The organism is Arthrobacter alkaliphilus, from assembly GCF_021483235.1.
Taxonomy (GTDB): Bacteria; Actinomycetota; Actinomycetes; order Actinomycetales; family Micrococcaceae; genus Arthrobacter; species Arthrobacter alkaliphilus.
Map to the genome: position 1 here is coordinate 79,342 of NZ_JAKEEC010000016.1, position 16,174 is coordinate 95,515.

General features: G+C 64.2%; 17 protein-coding genes. 15 read left to right on the forward strand and 2 right to left on the reverse strand.

The window, feature by feature from the left end:
• Positions 1-126: 126 nt before the first annotated feature.
• From L0B83_RS12485 to L0B83_RS12530, 10 genes are all read left to right on the forward strand, one after another.
• A complete protein-coding gene (locus L0B83_RS12485; RefSeq protein WP_234758776.1) occupies positions 127-597 on the forward strand; it encodes a sensor histidine kinase in 471 nt (156 codons plus the stop codon).
• Positions 598-689: 92 nt separating this feature from the next.
• Positions 690-1,580 (forward strand): MurR/RpiR family transcriptional regulator, encoded by an 891-nt coding sequence (locus L0B83_RS12490; protein WP_234758777.1) that lies wholly within the window; start codon positions 690-692, stop codon positions 1,578-1,580.
• A gap of 159 nt (positions 1,581-1,739) precedes the next feature.
• The gene (locus L0B83_RS12495) at positions 1,740-2,891 is read left to right on the forward strand and encodes an ABC transporter ATP-binding protein (RefSeq protein WP_234758778.1); all 1,152 of its coding nucleotides are present in this window, start codon (positions 1,740-1,742) and stop codon (positions 2,889-2,891) included.
• 68 nt (positions 2,892-2,959) lie between these two features.
• Positions 2,960-4,315, forward strand: a complete 1,356-nt coding sequence (locus tag L0B83_RS12500; RefSeq protein ID WP_234758779.1) for an ABC transporter substrate-binding protein — start codon at positions 2,960-2,962, stop codon at positions 4,313-4,315.
• Positions 4,316-4,343: 28 nt separating this feature from the next.
• The gene (locus tag L0B83_RS12505) at positions 4,344-5,138 is read left to right on the forward strand and encodes a tyrosine-protein phosphatase (RefSeq protein ID WP_234758780.1); all 795 of its coding nucleotides are present in this window, start codon (positions 4,344-4,346) and stop codon (positions 5,136-5,138) included.
• Positions 5,139-5,167: 29 nt separating this feature from the next.
• Positions 5,168-6,130 carry a phosphodiesterase gene (locus L0B83_RS12510; RefSeq protein WP_234758781.1) on the forward strand — a complete coding sequence of 321 codons (963 nt, stop codon included), beginning with the start codon at positions 5,168-5,170 and terminating at the stop codon, positions 6,128-6,130.
• 31 nt (positions 6,131-6,161) lie between these two features.
• Positions 6,162-7,118 (forward strand): carbohydrate ABC transporter permease, encoded by a 957-nt coding sequence (locus L0B83_RS12515; RefSeq protein WP_234758782.1) that lies wholly within the window; start codon positions 6,162-6,164, stop codon positions 7,116-7,118.
• A gap of 11 nt (positions 7,119-7,129) precedes the next feature.
• Positions 7,130-8,056, forward strand: coding sequence for a carbohydrate ABC transporter permease (locus tag L0B83_RS12520; RefSeq protein ID WP_234758783.1), 927 nt, complete (start codon positions 7,130-7,132; stop codon positions 8,054-8,056).
• Positions 8,057-8,129: 73 nt separating this feature from the next.
• Positions 8,130-8,642: a metallophosphoesterase family protein gene (locus L0B83_RS12525; protein WP_234758784.1), complete on the forward strand. Its 513-nt coding sequence runs from the start codon at positions 8,130-8,132 to the stop codon at positions 8,640-8,642.
• A gap of 53 nt (positions 8,643-8,695) precedes the next feature.
• Entirely contained in the window at positions 8,696-8,968 is a 273-nt protein-coding gene (locus tag L0B83_RS12530) for a hypothetical protein (protein ID WP_234758785.1), read from the forward strand.
• A 159-nt stretch (positions 8,969-9,127) separates the two neighbouring features.
• On the opposite strand, the gene L0B83_RS12535 is transcribed toward L0B83_RS12530, so the two are convergent.
• Both L0B83_RS12535 and L0B83_RS12540 read right to left on the reverse strand, forming a co-directional pair.
• Entirely contained in the window at positions 9,128-10,501 is a 1,374-nt protein-coding gene (locus tag L0B83_RS12535) for a formimidoylglutamate deiminase (protein ID WP_234758786.1), read from the reverse strand.
• Positions 10,498-11,697 carry an allantoate amidohydrolase gene (locus L0B83_RS12540; RefSeq protein WP_234758787.1) on the reverse strand — a complete coding sequence of 400 codons (1,200 nt, stop codon included), beginning with the start codon at positions 11,695-11,697 and terminating at the stop codon, positions 10,498-10,500. Before L0B83_RS12540 ends, L0B83_RS12535 begins: the two co-directional genes overlap by 4 nt.
• A gap of 247 nt (positions 11,698-11,944) precedes the next feature.
• On the opposite strand from L0B83_RS12540, the gene L0B83_RS12545 reads away from it, so the two are divergent.
• From L0B83_RS12545 to L0B83_RS12565, 5 genes are all read left to right on the forward strand, one after another.
• Positions 11,945-12,631 carry an IclR family transcriptional regulator gene (locus tag L0B83_RS12545; protein WP_234758788.1) on the forward strand — a complete coding sequence of 229 codons (687 nt, stop codon included), beginning with the start codon at positions 11,945-11,947 and terminating at the stop codon, positions 12,629-12,631.
• Positions 12,628-13,734 carry an ABC transporter ATP-binding protein gene (locus tag L0B83_RS12550; protein WP_234758789.1) on the forward strand — a complete coding sequence of 369 codons (1,107 nt, stop codon included), beginning with the start codon at positions 12,628-12,630 and terminating at the stop codon, positions 13,732-13,734. Before L0B83_RS12545 ends, L0B83_RS12550 begins: the two co-directional genes overlap by 4 nt.
• Positions 13,731-14,381 carry an ABC transporter permease gene (locus L0B83_RS12555; protein WP_234758790.1) on the forward strand — a complete coding sequence of 217 codons (651 nt, stop codon included), beginning with the start codon at positions 13,731-13,733 and terminating at the stop codon, positions 14,379-14,381. Before L0B83_RS12550 ends, L0B83_RS12555 begins: the two co-directional genes overlap by 4 nt.
• On the forward strand, positions 14,378-15,106 hold the full coding sequence (locus L0B83_RS12560) for an ABC transporter permease (protein ID WP_234758791.1): 729 nt from the start codon (positions 14,378-14,380) through the stop codon (positions 15,104-15,106). Before L0B83_RS12555 ends, L0B83_RS12560 begins: the two co-directional genes overlap by 4 nt.
• Before the next feature lie 81 nt (positions 15,107-15,187).
• Complete coding sequence (locus tag L0B83_RS12565) at positions 15,188-16,099, forward strand: ABC transporter substrate-binding protein (RefSeq protein WP_234758792.1); 912 nt, start codon at positions 15,188-15,190, stop codon at positions 16,097-16,099.
• The last annotated feature ends 75 nt before the right edge of the window (positions 16,100-16,174 follow it).

Consider the following 16,174-nt stretch of genomic DNA (forward strand, 5'->3'; position numbering starts at 1 on the left):
AATTTAGGACGAAACTCACTGAATCTCGCGGGATCCTTGAGGGTCCGGGTCCACTGTTAATGCAAGCACAGGCGGAACCCATTCGCCGGCGAAAGCACTAAAGCTGCAAGGGGAGCAGGACCGGCCATGAAGACAACAACAGCCCCGGACGACGTCACCACCATCAACGGCGTGATCACCGATCAGCGACCCGTTGACTTCCACAGTCTGGGTCTCGCCGGCTGTATCGACCGCCTGGCCGCACCACTCCGCCGCCAAGGGACCGAAATCCATTGGGAGACGCCCCACCATGGCGTCGAAATCTCGTCCAGCTCCGCTTCCTTGCTCTACCACGCCGCCAAGGAAGTCCTGAGCAACGCTTTCAAGTACGCGCACGCCCACGATGTCACCGTCCGCCTCGCCGCCGTTTACCACGGGGTCCGGCTGACGGTCACGGACAACGGCGCCGGTTTCGACAGCCAGGCACCCGCGGGCGGACACCACGGCTTCGGACTCCGGCTCATGTCCATCGCCGTCAGCGAAGTGGGCGGCGACGTTTCGGTCGTCTCCAGCCCGGGCAAGGGAACCTGCGTCACTGTCACTTTGCCGCTCGACTGATCGGCGTCGATGCCCGACGGCGGGCGGCAGCGGCCGTCGTCGGTTTCGGCGCTGCTTGTTCGCTCTTCAAGTGGATCTGGTATGAAGGGCGAATGACCCCGTACAAATCAGAACCGCCCTTGGGCGGCTCTCGCGCGCACATCCAGTCGATTTTCCCCTCCCTGGCTCCCAGCGAACAGCGCGTGGCCCGGTTGTGCCTCGACTCCCCGGAGACTGTGGCGAGGATGTCAGTGGCGGACCTGGTCAGCCAGACAGGAACGTCGCCGGCCACGATTGTGCGGGCCTGCAAGAGCATGGGCTTCGACGGGTTCCAGCATTTGCGCCAGGTCCTGCTGCGCGACCTGGGGGCTGCGGCTCGGGACAGCCTGCAACATGAGGAATCCGGGGCCACGGGCGAACCTGGCACCTCCGAACATCTCGTCTCGGGAATCTTTTCCCGCGCATCCCAGGACATTCGAGGAGCCCTGGGGTCTTTGGACTTCGAAGAGTTCGACGCCGCGGTCCGGGCGATTCGCCGGGGCGGCCGCCTGCTGGTGGTGGCCAACGGCGGCTCCCTCGCTCCCGCCCAGTCGCTGGCCCTACGGTTTCTGGCCGCAGGGGTTGGATGCGAGGCGCCATCCGATATCGTGTCGCAGCACATCACTGCCAAGCTCCTCACAGCAGGGGATGTCTGCATTGCCGTGAGTGACAGTGGCATGAACTCCTTCACGGTTGGCTCTGCGCGGATCGCGGCCGAACGCAAGGCAACGGTGATCGGAGTGACCAGCTACGCAAAGTCCGAGCTCGCCGCGCTCTCGACCCATACGCTGGTGGCCGGAGCGGAGTTCCATTCCTGGAATGACCAGCTGCCGATCGGAAATATCGTCCAAATGCTGGTGCTGTCTGCCCTGCACGCCGCAGTGACGGCCGACTCTCCCGAGGTTGAGCGCGCCCGCTCCGCAGTGTTCGAAGAAGTACTTCACATGGTGGAAAACCCCGAATAGCTTTTGGCGCGAAACGCGGTCGGTTTCAACTGTTTCCTGTCCGCGCACGGGGAGTTCATCGACTGCGTACCGATCGTTAATAATCGAGCCGCACCCTTCAAGGGTAAGACGTTTCCTAAATAATTCGATTTAGGAAACATCGTTTCCCCGGAGGTGCTCGTGGGCCGACTTGTGCTCAACCAGTTGTCGCGTTCATTCAAGAACGTGTCGGCGGTGAAGAACGTATCGCTCACCGTCGAAGACGGTGATTTCCTGGTCCTGCTCGGCCCCAGCGGCTGCGGCAAGACCACCCTGCTCCGCATGATCGCGGGCCTGCTGGAACCGACGTCAGGCTCGCTCGAACTGGACGGAACGGACATCACGGCCGCTCCATCCAAGAAACGCGATCTGGCAATGGTGTTCCAGAGCTACGCCCTGTACCCGCACCTCAGCGTCGCGAAAAACCTCGCTTTCCCTCTCCACGTCCGGCGGACTGACAAGCAGGAAGTAAAGAAGCGCGTGGAGGCCGTGGCAGACATGGTGGAGATCGGCCATCTGCTGGACCGAAAGCCCAAGGAGCTGTCCGGCGGACAACGCCAACGCGTTGCAGTTGCACGTGCCTTGGTGCGCGAGCCCAAGGCCTTCCTGATGGACGAGCCCCTGTCCAACCTGGACGCCAAGCTGCGGACCGCAACCCGGCAGGAGTTGGCCGGGCTGCACAAGCGCCTCGGGGCCACTTTCATCTACGTCACGCACGACCAAGTGGAAGCCATGACCATGGCGACCAAGATCGCGCTGCTCAACGGGGGCCAACTGGAGCAACTCGGCACGCCCGAAGAGCTCTACGACAAGCCGGCATCCGTGTTCGCCGCAGGCTTCCTGGGGTCCCCCGCCACCAACCTGATCGACGCCGAGCTCTCCACCAGCAACGGCTCCATCACCGTCATGGCGCCGTCCGTGGAGGCCGTGCTGTGGGAAGGGGAGACACCCCGGCGCGAAGTTGTCCTGGGCATCCGCCCCGAGCACCTGAGCATCCACGCACCCGGTTCGTCCGCAGCCGCGCCGAGCTCCGGGGCAGCGCTTCGGGGCGTCATTGACCTGGCCGAAAACCTCGGCAGCGAACAAGTCATCTATTGCCGCGTCGGCGGGAACCGCGTGGCCGTCCGCGCGCCGCGAGGCCAACACTGGGAGCCAGGCAACGCCGTCGTACTGGGCGCCGACGCCAAGAACCTCCACCTCTTTGACCGCTCAAGCGGCCGGCGCCTCGAATGGCAAGCAGACGCGAAACACGCCTCCACTGCCAGTTCCGTCCAGCCCACTGCTTCGGTCTAGCTTCCCCCACCATCCGGCCCGGCCCGGAACCCGCAGTACCCACCCAACCCAGCAATAAAGGAAACATTGTGCGCCCTCTCCGTTCAATTGCCCTGACCATCGCCGCGGGCACCGCCGCATTGGCCCTCGCGGGCTGTTCCGGCACCTCGCAAGCCAGCACCGTGAGCAACCAAGTCATCCCTGAGCTCGCGGCAGACCAGCAAGTCAACATCACCTTCGAAAGCTACAACCTGGCCCAGGCCGGCGTCTGGACCGATACCGTCAAAGGCCTCGTAGCCGACTTTGAAAAGGCCCACCCGAACATCCATGTCACCGCACAGGCACCACAGGGCGGCGGCGCCGTCGGGTCCAACACGGTCAGCAGCGTCCAGACGCAGCTCCTGGCGGGACACGCGCCCGACGTCGCGCAGTTGACGTTCGATTCCCTGGACTTCGCCGCCACCCAGCTTGGCGCCCAGCCCATCAGCGACCTGGTTGGCCAGAAGGCCGTCGACGACGCACTCGGTGGAGCCCACCCCTTCCACCCCAACGCAAAGCACCTGGCCGACTGGAACGGCAAGACATACGGCATTCCCTACGTCTTCTCCACACCTGTCCTCTTCTACAACGCCACCAAGCTCGCCGACGCCGGCGTGACCAACCCGGACCTGTCCACCTGGGACAAGGTCGAGGCAGCAGCGAAAGCCGTCTCCGCGAAAACCGGAAAGCCGTCATTGGACATTTCGTGCGCAAGCATCGGCGGCAACTGGTGCATGCAGGGCGTCTTCAAGTCCAATGGCGCCCAGGTCCTCTCCGATGACCGCAAGACCATCGGATTCGGCTCGGACGCCGCAGTCGACACCGTCACCAAGCTCGCACAGATGACCAAGGACGGGGTACTGCGCAACGCAGACAGCAGCGCCCAGTCCGAAGGACTCATGAAGGGTGATACCGCCTTCATCCTCACCACCTCCGCTCTGCAAGGATCGTTCATGCAGGCCGCCGCAAAGGGCGGCTGGGCGCTCAAGGCCGCCGGCATGCCGTCATTCGGCAGCAAGCCCGCAGTCCCCACGAACTCCGGCTCGGCACTCTTCGTCCTTTCGCAAGACCCCGCGAAGCAGCGCGCGGGCTGGGAACTGATCAAGTTCATGACCAGCGACCACGCCTACGAACAGATCTCCACCAAGATCGGCTACCTGCCGCTGCGCACCTCGTTGACCCAGCCAGGCGGCTCCCTCTACGACTGGGCCCAGAAGAACCCGCTCCTTGCCCCGAACCTCGCCCAGCTTGACCGCCTCCAGCCCTGGGTTTCCTACCCGGGGAACAGCTACGTCCAGATCGACGACATCCTCGGCAAAGCCGTCGAGAACGTCGTCTACTACGGCAAAGACGCAAAGACCACCATGGCCGACGCCCAAAAGCGCGCCCAGGAACTCATTCCCTAACCTTCCGCCCACCTTAAGGACACCAACCGTGACAACCACCGCCGAGGACGCAGTCTTCGGAACCCGCAACCGCCCCTACCCTGTGGAGGGCACCTACAACTTCCGGAGCACCGGGGGCTACGCCGCCGCCCAGGGCCAAGCCGCCGCGCGGACCGTCCGTGAAGGGAAGCTGTACCGCTCGGACGCGCTGCACGGGCTGACCGACGCCGGGCGCCTGCAGTTCTCCGAGCTCGGCATCCGTCTGGTGATCGACCTGCGGGACCGCACCGAGCTGGCGAAGTCGCCCAGCAATCTTGACGGACTTGCCGTCACCACGAAACACAACCCGATCTTCGAAGAGGGCAACGTCCCCGGCACCGCTGAGATCACCACCCTTTCGCACATCTACCGGCTCATGGTCCAGGACCACGCCCAACGGCTTGCCAACGCCATTCGCCTGATTGCCAATTCCGGAACGGACCCGGTCCTGGTGCACTGCACCGCGGGCAAGGACCGCACCGGCCTCGTGATTGCGCTGGCCCTCCTGGCCGCGGGCGTGGACCGCGGCCAGGTGATCCTGGACTACATAGCGAGCGAGGAAAACCTCCGTGGCGAATGGAGCGAGGCCATGATGGCCGCCGCCGCCAGCCACCCGAACCTTGCAGGCATCGGCGAGGAACTCCGGGAAATCATCTCGGCGAGCCCCGCAGCCGTCCTGGAGACCACGTTGGACCTCGTGGACGAAATGTACGGCAGCGCCACGGGGCTGCTCCAGGCACACGGTTTCAGCGACGACGACCTCGCCCGGCTCAGGGACGTCCTGACCATCAGCTCCATCCGCTAAGAACCACTCACTTACAAGGAGAGAAGACCATGAATACAGAACTCCAGCACCCGGCCCCCGAGCACTTCATCCTGCACATCAGCGACACCCACTTCGTTGCCGACAACGAACTGCTCCACGGCAGCGTCGACAGCGACGAGAACCTCCGCCAGCTCTTCCGCGACTTCGTCAAGGCCCAGGTCAAGCCCGAAGCCATCGTCTTCACCGGCGACCTCGCCGACACCGGCCGCCCGGACGCCTACGTCCGCCTCCGCAATATGGTGGAGCCGGTCGCCGAGGAGCTCGGCGCCAAGATCATCTGGGTCATGGGCAACCATGACGCCCGCACCGCCTTCCGTTCGGGCCTCCTCGACTCCGACGCCGGCGAGGAATCGGTGGACATGGTCCACGACGTCAACGGCTTGCGCATCATCGCCTTGGACTCGACCGTTCCGGGCAAGCACCACGGCGAGATCTCGGACGAGCAGCTGGCTTGGTTGTCCGACGTGCTCGCCACGCCGGCACCGCACGGCACCCTCATCGCCCTGCACCACCCGCCGGTCCCCAGCCCGTTGGAGATGATGGCCATGTTCGAACTCCGTGAACAGAGCCGCTTCGAGAAAGTCATCGAAGGCACTGACGTCCGCGGCATCCTGGCCGGCCACCTGCACTACTCCACCTTCAGTACCTTCGGCGGCGCTCCCGTGACGGTCGCATCGGCCACGTGCTACACGCAGGACCTGAACGTGGCGCCGAGGTCGATGCGCGGACAGAACGGGGCGCAGGCCTTCAACCTGATCCACCTCTACCAGGACAAGATGCTCAGCACCGTTGTGCCGATTGGCGAGTTCTCCACGGTTTACTCCGTCACGGCTGAGCAGATGGCCGCGTTCGAGAAGATGACCCTCGAAGAGGCCACCGCCGCGATGACCGCGCCCGGTGAGACGTCCGACGTCGAGCCCTCCATCGCTGCCGAAACCGGCGACGGCGAGCTCGCCGGCAGCATTCGCTAACCAGCCACAGCACTGGAAGGAAGCCCCAAGAATGTTCATCGAGACCGCCGGGCCTGCAGCGGGCATCGCCCCTGCCGGCCCGGCGGGGCTGCCGGCAACCCGGCGTCCCACGCGCCGCGCCCTGAGCCCCTACCTCTACATCCTCCCCGCCGTTGTCCTGTTGCTCGTCTGGACGTACTGGCCGCTGGGACAGACCGTCAACCTGTCCTTCAACGACTGGAACCTCATCCCCACCAAGCCCAAGCAGTACGTTGACGTGCAGAAATACGCCAAGGTCCTGAGCCTGCCCGAACTGCACCAAGCGCTCATCAACACCGGCTTGTACATCTTGGCGTTCCTGGGGATTTCCGTTGCCTTGCCGCTGGTTTTCGCGCTGCTATCGCGCAAAGTCCAGGGCAAGGCACGCACCGCCTACCAGGCCCTGATCTTCGTGCCCTTCCTCATCACACCCGTGGCCAGCAGTGCCATTTGGCGCTGGCTGTTCGCGCCGGAAGGCGGAACCATTCCCGCGATCGCCGCCGCCCTCGGCGCTCCGATGGGCAATATATTCCGCGATCCCGGCAGTTCGATGATGGCGGTCATCGTGATCGTCGGTTGGCAAATGCTCGGCTTCGGCGTGCTGGTGGTTTCGGCCGGACTGGCGGGCATCAGCCCGGACTACGCCGCCGCCGCGTCGATCGACGGCGCGAGCGGCCGGCAAATCACGTGGCGGATCATCATCCCGCTGCTTTCGCCGAGCCTCGTGTTCCTCTCGCTCATGACCATCCTGCTGTCCGCGCAGTGGACGTATCCCATCATCGACCTCGTGACGCAGGGCGGTCCCGGCAACTCGTCCACCAACATCTACTACCTGCTGTACCAGTTCGGCTTCAGGAACTTTGACGCCGGGCTTTCCTCCGCGGCGGGCACGCTCTTTTTCCTCGGATTCGGGCTGATCGCCTTGGTCTTCGTGGAACTCTCCGAACGACTCAGCTTCTACGACAACTAGGAAGAACCACCATGGCCTTCATCACCATCGCCCCGCCTGCCCAGCCTGGTTCCTTGGACGGCGCGCTTGCGGGACCGGCCGGCGTTTCGGAGCCGACGACGGCGCCTGCCGCCGGGCGCCGGCACCTGCGGTTTGCGGCGTTGCGACTTGCACCCAGCCACGCCTTGCTGATCGCCCTTGCCCTCGTCTCGATCTTCCCTATCTACTGGATGTTCGTCACGGCCTTCCGGCCATCGTCGGACGCCTTGTCCACCAATCCGTTCCCGGGACCGCTGAGCCTGGAGAATTTCCAGTACGTACTGAAAACCATCCCCATCGCCGGAATGCTGGCGAACACCTTCGGCATGGCACTGACATTGGCACTGTCGCAATTGCTGGTGGCCATCCTGGCTTCGTACGGTTTCGCGCGGTGGGACTTCCTCGGAAAGAAAGCCCTCTACCTGCTGTTTGTCGGGTCGTGGCTCGTGCCATTCCAGGTCACGATGATCCCCAACTACCTGCTCGTGTCACAGTTGGGCTTGTTGAACACCGTCACCGGCGTGGTCCTTCCCCAGCTGTGCTCCGCCTTCGCGGTGATGATGCTGCGGCAGCATCTCGAGGCCTTCCCCAAGGACCTCCTGGATGCGAGCCAGATGGACGGGCGGTCGTCATGGCGGACATTGTGGGAAGTGGTGGTTCCGAACCTGCGGCCAGCCTTGGCGGCCCTGGGCATCATGCTGTTCATCAGCGCGTGGAATGAATACTTGTGGCCTTCCCTGATCATGCAGAAGTCCGATGCCCTCATCCAGGTCGGCATCCGCGGCTTCCTGGGAGCCGAAGGCAACAACTGGGGCGCGATCATGGCCGCGTCCTCGCTCGCATGCCTGCCGATCTTCCTCATCTACATCTTCCTGCAGCGATACGTCGTCGACGCGTTCGTACGGTCCGGACTGAAATAGCTCCCTTTTCCTGACGACATACCGCGCTATCCGGCCTGAATTACTACTACCCCTCTAAAAAGAAGGAACAATCATGAGACTTGTCCAGATCTCCGACACGCACGTCTCGCACCGAGGCGGTGCCACCAACGAGAACTTCCAGAAGATCGCCCGCTTCATCAACGAACAGCTCAAGCCCGACGCCGTGGTCCACAGCGGCGACATCATGATCCTGGACCCGGACAACGTCGCGGACCGCTCAGCCGCCAAGGAACTACTCGGCCTCATCGACGCTCCGCTCTTCGTTATCCCCGGTACCACGACGTCGGCGAACCCGGAGACCACCCCTTCGCCGGGATCAACTCCACCAGCGACCGGGTCCAGGCGCACGTCGATGCTTTCGGCCCCGACCACTGGGTCGAGTTCGTCGGCGACTACGCAGTCGTGGGCCTTAACAGCGAGGTTATCGGCGCGGGGATCCCTGAGGAAGGGACGCAGTGGGATTGGCTGGACACAGTTCCCGATCAGATCGGCGACCGCCCCACGCTGGTGTTCTCCCACAAACCGTTCTGGCAACCCACCATTGATGAGCCCGCACACACGCTGAACATCCCGCCCGTCTACCTCGAGAGGCTACTCGAAGTATTCAACAAGATTCCGGTGAAATCCTTTGGCAGCGGCCACGTACACACATACGCGCGGAGCACCCACGGCGATGCCCTGATCATCCACGCCCCTTCCACCGCCTTCACCGCCAGGGGCGCCATCGACCTGCCCGCGCTCGAGCAGCTCGGTGTGGTCGAGTACGTCTGCGAAGACGGCAGCGTCGATGCCTACTTCCGATCAATCCCCCACCTCGTCGAGGGTGAACCACGGAACATCCCCGAGTTCACTGCCCACCTCGCCGACCTGGGCATCACGCTCGACGCCTAAGCAAACGGGCCAGTGGCGGGCGCGCGGCCGCCGTCGTCACGCCACGCAGTCTTTTGGCCTGCTCAACCCCAAGCTTCCGCGGATTTCAAGGGGTGTCCCGCGCTGGGGCCCCAAAAGTCTGCTCGGCGTGACACGGCCCGGGCAAGCCCCGCCGAAATACTAGGAAAACTCCTTCAGCGCCTCCGCGAGGAGGCTCCCCGGCGTTCCAAGCCGCACATGGGCACCGTTCGAAGCGACCAGCTCGGCGGCAATCACGACGTCGGTGACGTCGCTCGCCGTCGCGCTGAAGGCAAACTGCCGAGGGATGGAACCGGCGGTCCGAACCGAGTCCGGTGCCACCGCCATCAGGTCGCACACCGCGCCTACCTCAAGTGCCGACGCGATGGGCGTGGCCATGGAAGCAGTCGCGCCGATGGTGGCTGCGTGGAACAGTTCCTGCGGCGAGAACCGGCCCCGTTGACCGGAAGCGAGGCGCTCTCCATGCTCCAAGGTGCGCATTTCAACCCAAGGGTCAATGACGGCATGTTGGTCCGTGCCCAGTGCGATGGTCGAGCCGGCGTCGGACAATGCCCGGGCCGGGCCGATTCCGTCGGCCAGATCGGCTTCGGTGGTCGGACACATGACCACGGTAGCGCCCGCGTCGCCGAGCAGCCGGATATCTTCCGGCGTCAAATGGGTCGCGTGCACGGCTGAGAGCCGCCGGGAAAGGAGACCATGGCGGGCCAGCAGTCCGGCCGGGGTGACTCCGTAGGCTTCGATGCAAGCTTGGTTCTCGGCGGGCTGCTCGCTCAAATGGATGTGGAGGGGGATATCGGCCGGCAGTTTCGCGGCCACGGTCTTGAGCGCCTCTTCGGGCACGCCCCGGACGGAATGCAAGGCAGCCCCAACACCGACCAATTCCGGTGGAAAGCTCCGCGCTACCCCGGCCCGCAATGAGCCGAGCCGGTCCAGCCAGGCGTCGGCATCGGCGTCCCCGAACCGTGCCTGTTCCGGGCTAAGCGGCGTCCCGATGCCTCCGGCGAGGTAGAGGGTGTCCAGCAACGTGAGGCGGATCCCGGAGGCCACGGCCGCCCGGGCCAAGGCAAGTTCCATCGCGTGCGGCTCCGCGTAAGGAATCCCGCCCGGCTGGTGGTGGACGTAATGGAACTCGGCCACGCTACTGAAACCGGACACCACCATCTCGGTGAAGACCGCGGTGGCGAGCTTCTCGTACTTCTCCGGGGTCAGCTCGGCGGCGCTCCTGTACATCTGTTCCCGCCACACCCAAAAGTCACCGCGGCCGTCGTGTGTCCGGCCGCGCAGGATCCGGTGAAAAGCGTGCGAATGGGCGTTGGCCGCGGCCGGGAAAACGACGCCGTTCAATATCTGGTCACCGGCTTCGGGCCGGACTCCCGTGGCGATTCCGGAGATCCGGCCCTCATGCACTTCCAGCCGCACGCCGGCAGCAATCTCAGGGCGGCGTGCCCCGCCGCTGCCCGCGACGTCACCGCCGTCGGCCTCAATCAGCGCCGCCTCACACCAGAACCCGCTCACAGGAGTCCCTCCAAAACGTCGGCGAGGGCGACTGCGCCGGCTGAGGCGTCCTCGTCGGCCACGTATTCTTCCGGGGAGTGCGAGATTCCGCTGGGGTTGCGGACGAAAAGCATCGCCGAGGGGACATGTCCAGCGAGGACGCCGGCGTCGTGCCCTGCGCCGGTTGCCAGCACGGGCGCGCCCGGCAGGAGCTCGCCAATGCGCCGGCTGAGGGCGGGATTGAAGTGCACGGTGTCGCTGTAGGACTCCTCGGTGAGGCTAACGCTGCATCCCTCGCCAGCCGCGATTTCCCGGGCCGCGCCGTAGATCGCTTCGATCAGTTGCGCCGTCACGGCGTCGTCGGGATGCCGGGCGTCGAGCCACAGATCCACCCGCGAGGCGATCACATTGGTCCCGCCGGGGACCGGCGTCAAGCGCCCCACCGTTGCCCGCGCGTCTTGCTGCTTCGCCGCTGTGTCACGCACGGCGACGACGATCTGCGCGGCCGCGACCATGGGATCGGCACGGTCGGCCATGAGCGTGGTCCCGGCGTGGTTGCCTTGGCCGCTGACGCTCAGCTTCCAGCGGCCGTGGCCGAGAATGGAACTGCCGACGGCGATAGCCGGGCCATGATCTCCCAGTCCCCTCCCTTGCTCGACATGGAGTTCCACGAAGTCGCCGATCCGCGCCAAGGCGGCGGTGTCACGGCCGACATGCCTGGGATCGAGGCCGTTGGCCTGGGCGACATCGGCGAAGGTGTTGCCCTCGGCGTCGCGCAGGTTCCTGGCTTTGTCGACGTCGATGGCCCCGGTGAGGAGCCGCGAACCCAAGCAGGCCACGCCAAAGCGGGAACCTTCTTCTTCCGGGAAGACCGTCACAGCCAGGGAACGGCGCGGCTCAACCCCGCGGGATTTGAGGAGGTCGACGGCGGCCAGCGCCGATGCGACGCCGAGCGGCCCATCGAAGGCCCCGCCACCGGGAACGGAATCGAGGTGGCTGCCTGTGACAAGGGCGCCGTCCTGCGGCTTTCCCCACCAGGCCCAGGTAATGCCGTTGCGGTCGGTCTCGACGTCGAGCCCGCGCTGTTCGGCTTGTTCGATGAACCACTGCCTGAGTTCGAGTTCCGGCGTCGTATAGACGGCCCTGGAGTATCCCCCGCGCACCGCATCGCGGCCCACGTCCTTGATGGAGTCAAGGAGCTGATTGACGGTTTCCACGTGTTCCTCCGATTGATAAAGACTGCCACCAAGTAAAAACCAGATGCCACCCCTTGACAAGGGTTTGAGCGAAGAGTGGCCACAATTAACAGGCCTGAAACACGGTCGATACACCGCGACGTCACAGTTTGTCTGAAATCCCGGAATATCCGTGAATTTCGAAAAATCTATTGCCATCGGATGAAAGTTAATTTTTACTTAGTGGCAAGACATGGTGATTCAGACCACTTTGAAAGCAGGACAGGCAGTGGCAGCAGATTCCTCCACCCGGACGGTTGAAAGGGCATTGGCCCTACTGAGCGCAGTCTGCACGGATGGCTCCATCAGCTTGAGCGACGCCGCACGCGTGGTTGACTTGTCGGCCAGCACGGCCCTCCGGCTCCTCCGTACCTTGGAGGGAAGCGGATTCGTCACGCGGGATCCCGGTGGAAACTTCCGGCCAGGTGCCAGCGTCATCCAACTGGGAGCCCTCGCATTGGGTCAGGAATCGCTTGTATCCCTCTGCACGCCGCACATGAAGTGGCTCGTGGCCCAGACGGGTGAGTCCTGCTATTTGAGCATTCCCGGTCCCGGGGAAACCGGAATCTACATCGCCATTGTCGAAGGAACCCGCTCTGTACGGCACACCAGCTGGGTCGGCAGGAGCATCCCGCTGGAAGGATCCGCAGCAGGCAAGGTCCTCACCGGCGGACAGAACGAACGCGGCTTCGCCATTGTGCGAAGCGGCGTAGAAGACGACATCACCGCAGTCGCCGCCCCGATCGTGATCGGCGGCAGGACCGTCGCGGCCCTCAGCATCGTAGTACCGAGCTACCGCTTGGACGAGGCAAAGGCCCAGACGTTTGGCGAAGAACTGGTGAGGGTAGCTGACAGCATCCTCACCGAACCTTCTGAAAACCATGAAGTGCCCCAGGAAAGCATGGAAAAGAAATGATCAAGTTCGAAAATGTCACGAAGGCGTACCCGGACGGGACAGTCGCCGTCGACGGCCTCAACCTCGAGGCACCGACGGGCAAGCTGACCATCTTGGTCGGGCCGTCCGGCTGTGGCAAGACCACCTCCCTAAGAATGATCAACCGCCTCATCGAGCCCACCAGCGGCACTATCTATCTCGACGACAAACCCACCTCCGGCATGGACGCAGCGTTGCTCCGCCTCCGGATCGGCTACGTCATCCAGCACGCCGGCCTCTTCCCGCACCGCACCATCGTGGACAACGTGGCAACCATGCCCGTACTGCTTGGCGAAAGCCGGCAAGGAGCGCGCAAGAAGGCCCTCGAACTCATGGAGCGGGTAGGCCTTCCGGCGAGCTTCGCCAAGCGTTACCCCTGGCAGCTGTCCGGTGGCCAGCAGCAGCGCGTGGGCGTGGCCCGCGCACTGGCTTCGGACCCCGCCTTCATGCTGATGGACGAACCCTTCAGCGCCGTAGACCCCGTGGTCCGTGCGCAACTTCAGGACGAATTCCTCCGGCTGCAGCGTGAGATCGGCAAAACCATCATCATGGTCACCCACGACATCGACGAAGCGCTCAAATTGGGCGACCAGGTCGCCGTAATGCGGGTCGGCGGCAAGCTCGCGCAGATGGCCACGCCGTCAGAGCTACTGACTGCCCCCGCCGACGAATTCGTCGCCGACTTCGTGGGCCGCGACCGCGGCTACCGTTCCCTTGGCTTCGCCAACGCAGCCGGCACAGTGACGCTGACTGAAGAAGCCTGCGTTACGCTCGGCACGTCCGCGGTCGAGGCGCAAAGCAAGGCAACCGGCGCATGGGTGCTGGTGGTCGATGGGAACCGGAAGCCCCTCGGCTGGGCACAACCCGATCTCATCAACGGCGAACTCAAGCGGGAACACCTGAACCTCAGCGGGACCTCCGCGTCGTCGTCGGGCACCATGCGCCAGTTGCTCGACGCCGCACTGTCCTCACCAAGCCGTCGCGGCGTCGTCGTCGACAGCAACGGCGAGCTCATCGGCACCGTCACCGCGAGCGACGTCGTCAAGGCGATCGAGGCTGAGCCACATTTGGAGACGGCGCGATGAACTTTGAATGGCTCGGCCGCCAGTTCGACAACATCGTCTTCCTCCTCGGGTGGCACGTGTTGCTTGCCGTCGCTCCCCTCATCCTTGGCTTGCTGATCGCGCTGCCACTTGGCTGGTGGGCACACCGGAGCCGCCGGATCTACCCGCTGTTGGTAGGTGTCGCCGGGCTCCTTTACACAGTCCCGTCCTTGGCGCTGTTTGTCCTGTTGCCCTTGGTCCTTGGCACCAAGATCCTGGATCCGCTCAACATCGTGGCCGCCCTGACCATCTATACCGTCGCGCTGCTGGTCCGCGTGGTCGCCGACGCCCTGGATTCCGTCCCCGAGGACACCGTCCAGGCCGCCAAAGCCATGGGTTACCGCGGCTACCAGAGCCTGGTGAAAGTGGAATTGCCGGTCGGCGTCCCCGTCATCAGTGCAGGGCTCCGCGTAGCAGCGGTATCCAACGTGAGCCTCGTTTCCGTCGCGGCCCTGCTGGGTATTCCCCAGCTGGGTTCGCTCTTCACGCAGGGCTTCCAGCTCCGCTTCCTCACTCCGATCATCGCCGGCATCCTCCTCTGCGTCATCCTGGCCCTGATCCTTGACGGACTGATCATCCTCCTCAACCGTTGGATGACGCCGTGGACCCCCAAGGTGGTGGCATCATGATCAACTACTTGCTCAATCCCGCACACTGGACCGGCTCGGACGGGATCCCCGCGCTGATCGGGGAACACCTGCTCTACTCCCTCATCGCCCTCGCGGTCGCAGCCATCATCGCGATTCCGCTTGGCATCTACATTGGAGTCACGGGCAAGGGCGTCTTCATGATTGCCGGCTTGGCGAACGCACTCCGCGCACTCCCCAGCGTGGGCTTACTTATCCTTTTGGTCCTGCTGATCTCCCCCTCGTTCCCGTCCAAAATGGGCTACATCCTGCCAAGCCTCATCGTCCTGGTGCTCCTCGCGGTCCCGCCCATCCTGACCAACACCTACGCCGGTGTCCGCGCGGTGGATGCTGCCGCCGTCGACGCCGCCCGGGGCATGGGCTTCCGCACCATGAAGATCCTTACCGACGTCCAGCTCCCTTGCTCGCTTCCGCTGGTACTGTCCGGTATCCGCAGCGCATTGCTGCAGATCATTTCGACGGCGACCATCGCCGCGTACATCTCGCTCGGCGGCCTCGGACGGCTGCTTATCGACGGCAAAGCCCAGAACGATTACAGCCAGATGGTCGCCGGCGCCGTGCTGGTCGCGCTACTGGCCCTGGTCTTCGACCAGTTGCTCGCCTTCATTACCCGCAGGGTCGTCTCACCCGGACTGACCAGGCGCACCCTCAAGACGGCCGTTACCCCCGCTGCAGCGGACGTCGTCACCACCCCCGTCGCCGCCTAGGCAACTCCCCTCCACACCCCCACCTGGCCACCGCATGCCCTGCGACGGCCATCCCCGACAGACATCCCAGAGAGAATCGACATGAAAAAGTTCCTTACCGGCCTCACCCTTGCCGCGGCAACAGCCCTGGCCCTCAGTGCCTGCGGTGGAGACCCCATGAGCACCTCGAACAACGCCGCCGCCGCGGGTTCCTCCGACAGCATCATCGTCGGCTCCGCGGACTTCCCCGAGAGCCAACTCATCGCCAAGATCTATGCCGAGGCCCTCAAGGCCAAGGGCGTCAAGGTCACCGAGAAGCCGAGCATCGGCAGCCGCGAAGTCACCATCCCGGCACTCAAGGACGGCTCGATCGACCTCATGCCCGAATACGGCGGAGCCCTCCTGCAGTACCTCGACGCGTCAACCAAGGCGGTCACCCCCGATGAAGTCACCAAAGAACTGAGCACCAAGATCCCCTCCGGCCTGATCCAGCTGACAGCGTCCCAGGCACAGGACAAGGACGTCCTGGCCGTCAAGAAGGAGACCGCGGACAAGTACAACCTCAAGTCCATCAGCGACCTGCAGCCCGTGGCCAAGGACCTCGTCCTGGGTGGCCCGCCGGAGTGGAAGACCCGCATTAACGGCGTCGCCGGCCTGAAGTCCGTCTACAACCTCGACTTCAAAGACTTCTCAGCGCTCGACGCCGGTGGTCCGCTGACGCTGAACGCCCTCCTTTCCGGCCAGGTACAGGTCGCCGACCTCTTCAGCACCGATCCGGCGATCGCCGCCAACAACCTGGTTGCCCTCGAAGACAACAAGAACCTCTTCCTCTCCGAAAACATCGTGCCCCTCATCAACCAGAAGAAGTCCACGGACACGGTCAAGAGCGTCCTGGACAAAGTCTCCGCGGCGCTGACCACTGCCGAGCTGATCCAGATGAACGGCAGGACCGCGAAATTCGAGGACATGGGACAAATCGCCCAGGACTGGCTCAAGTCCAAGAACCTGGCGTAGTCCGCACGGAATTTTAGGAGTAACGATGAAAGCCGATTTCACTACCGGAGCTCGTCCGGTCAAGGCCGCGCGCGG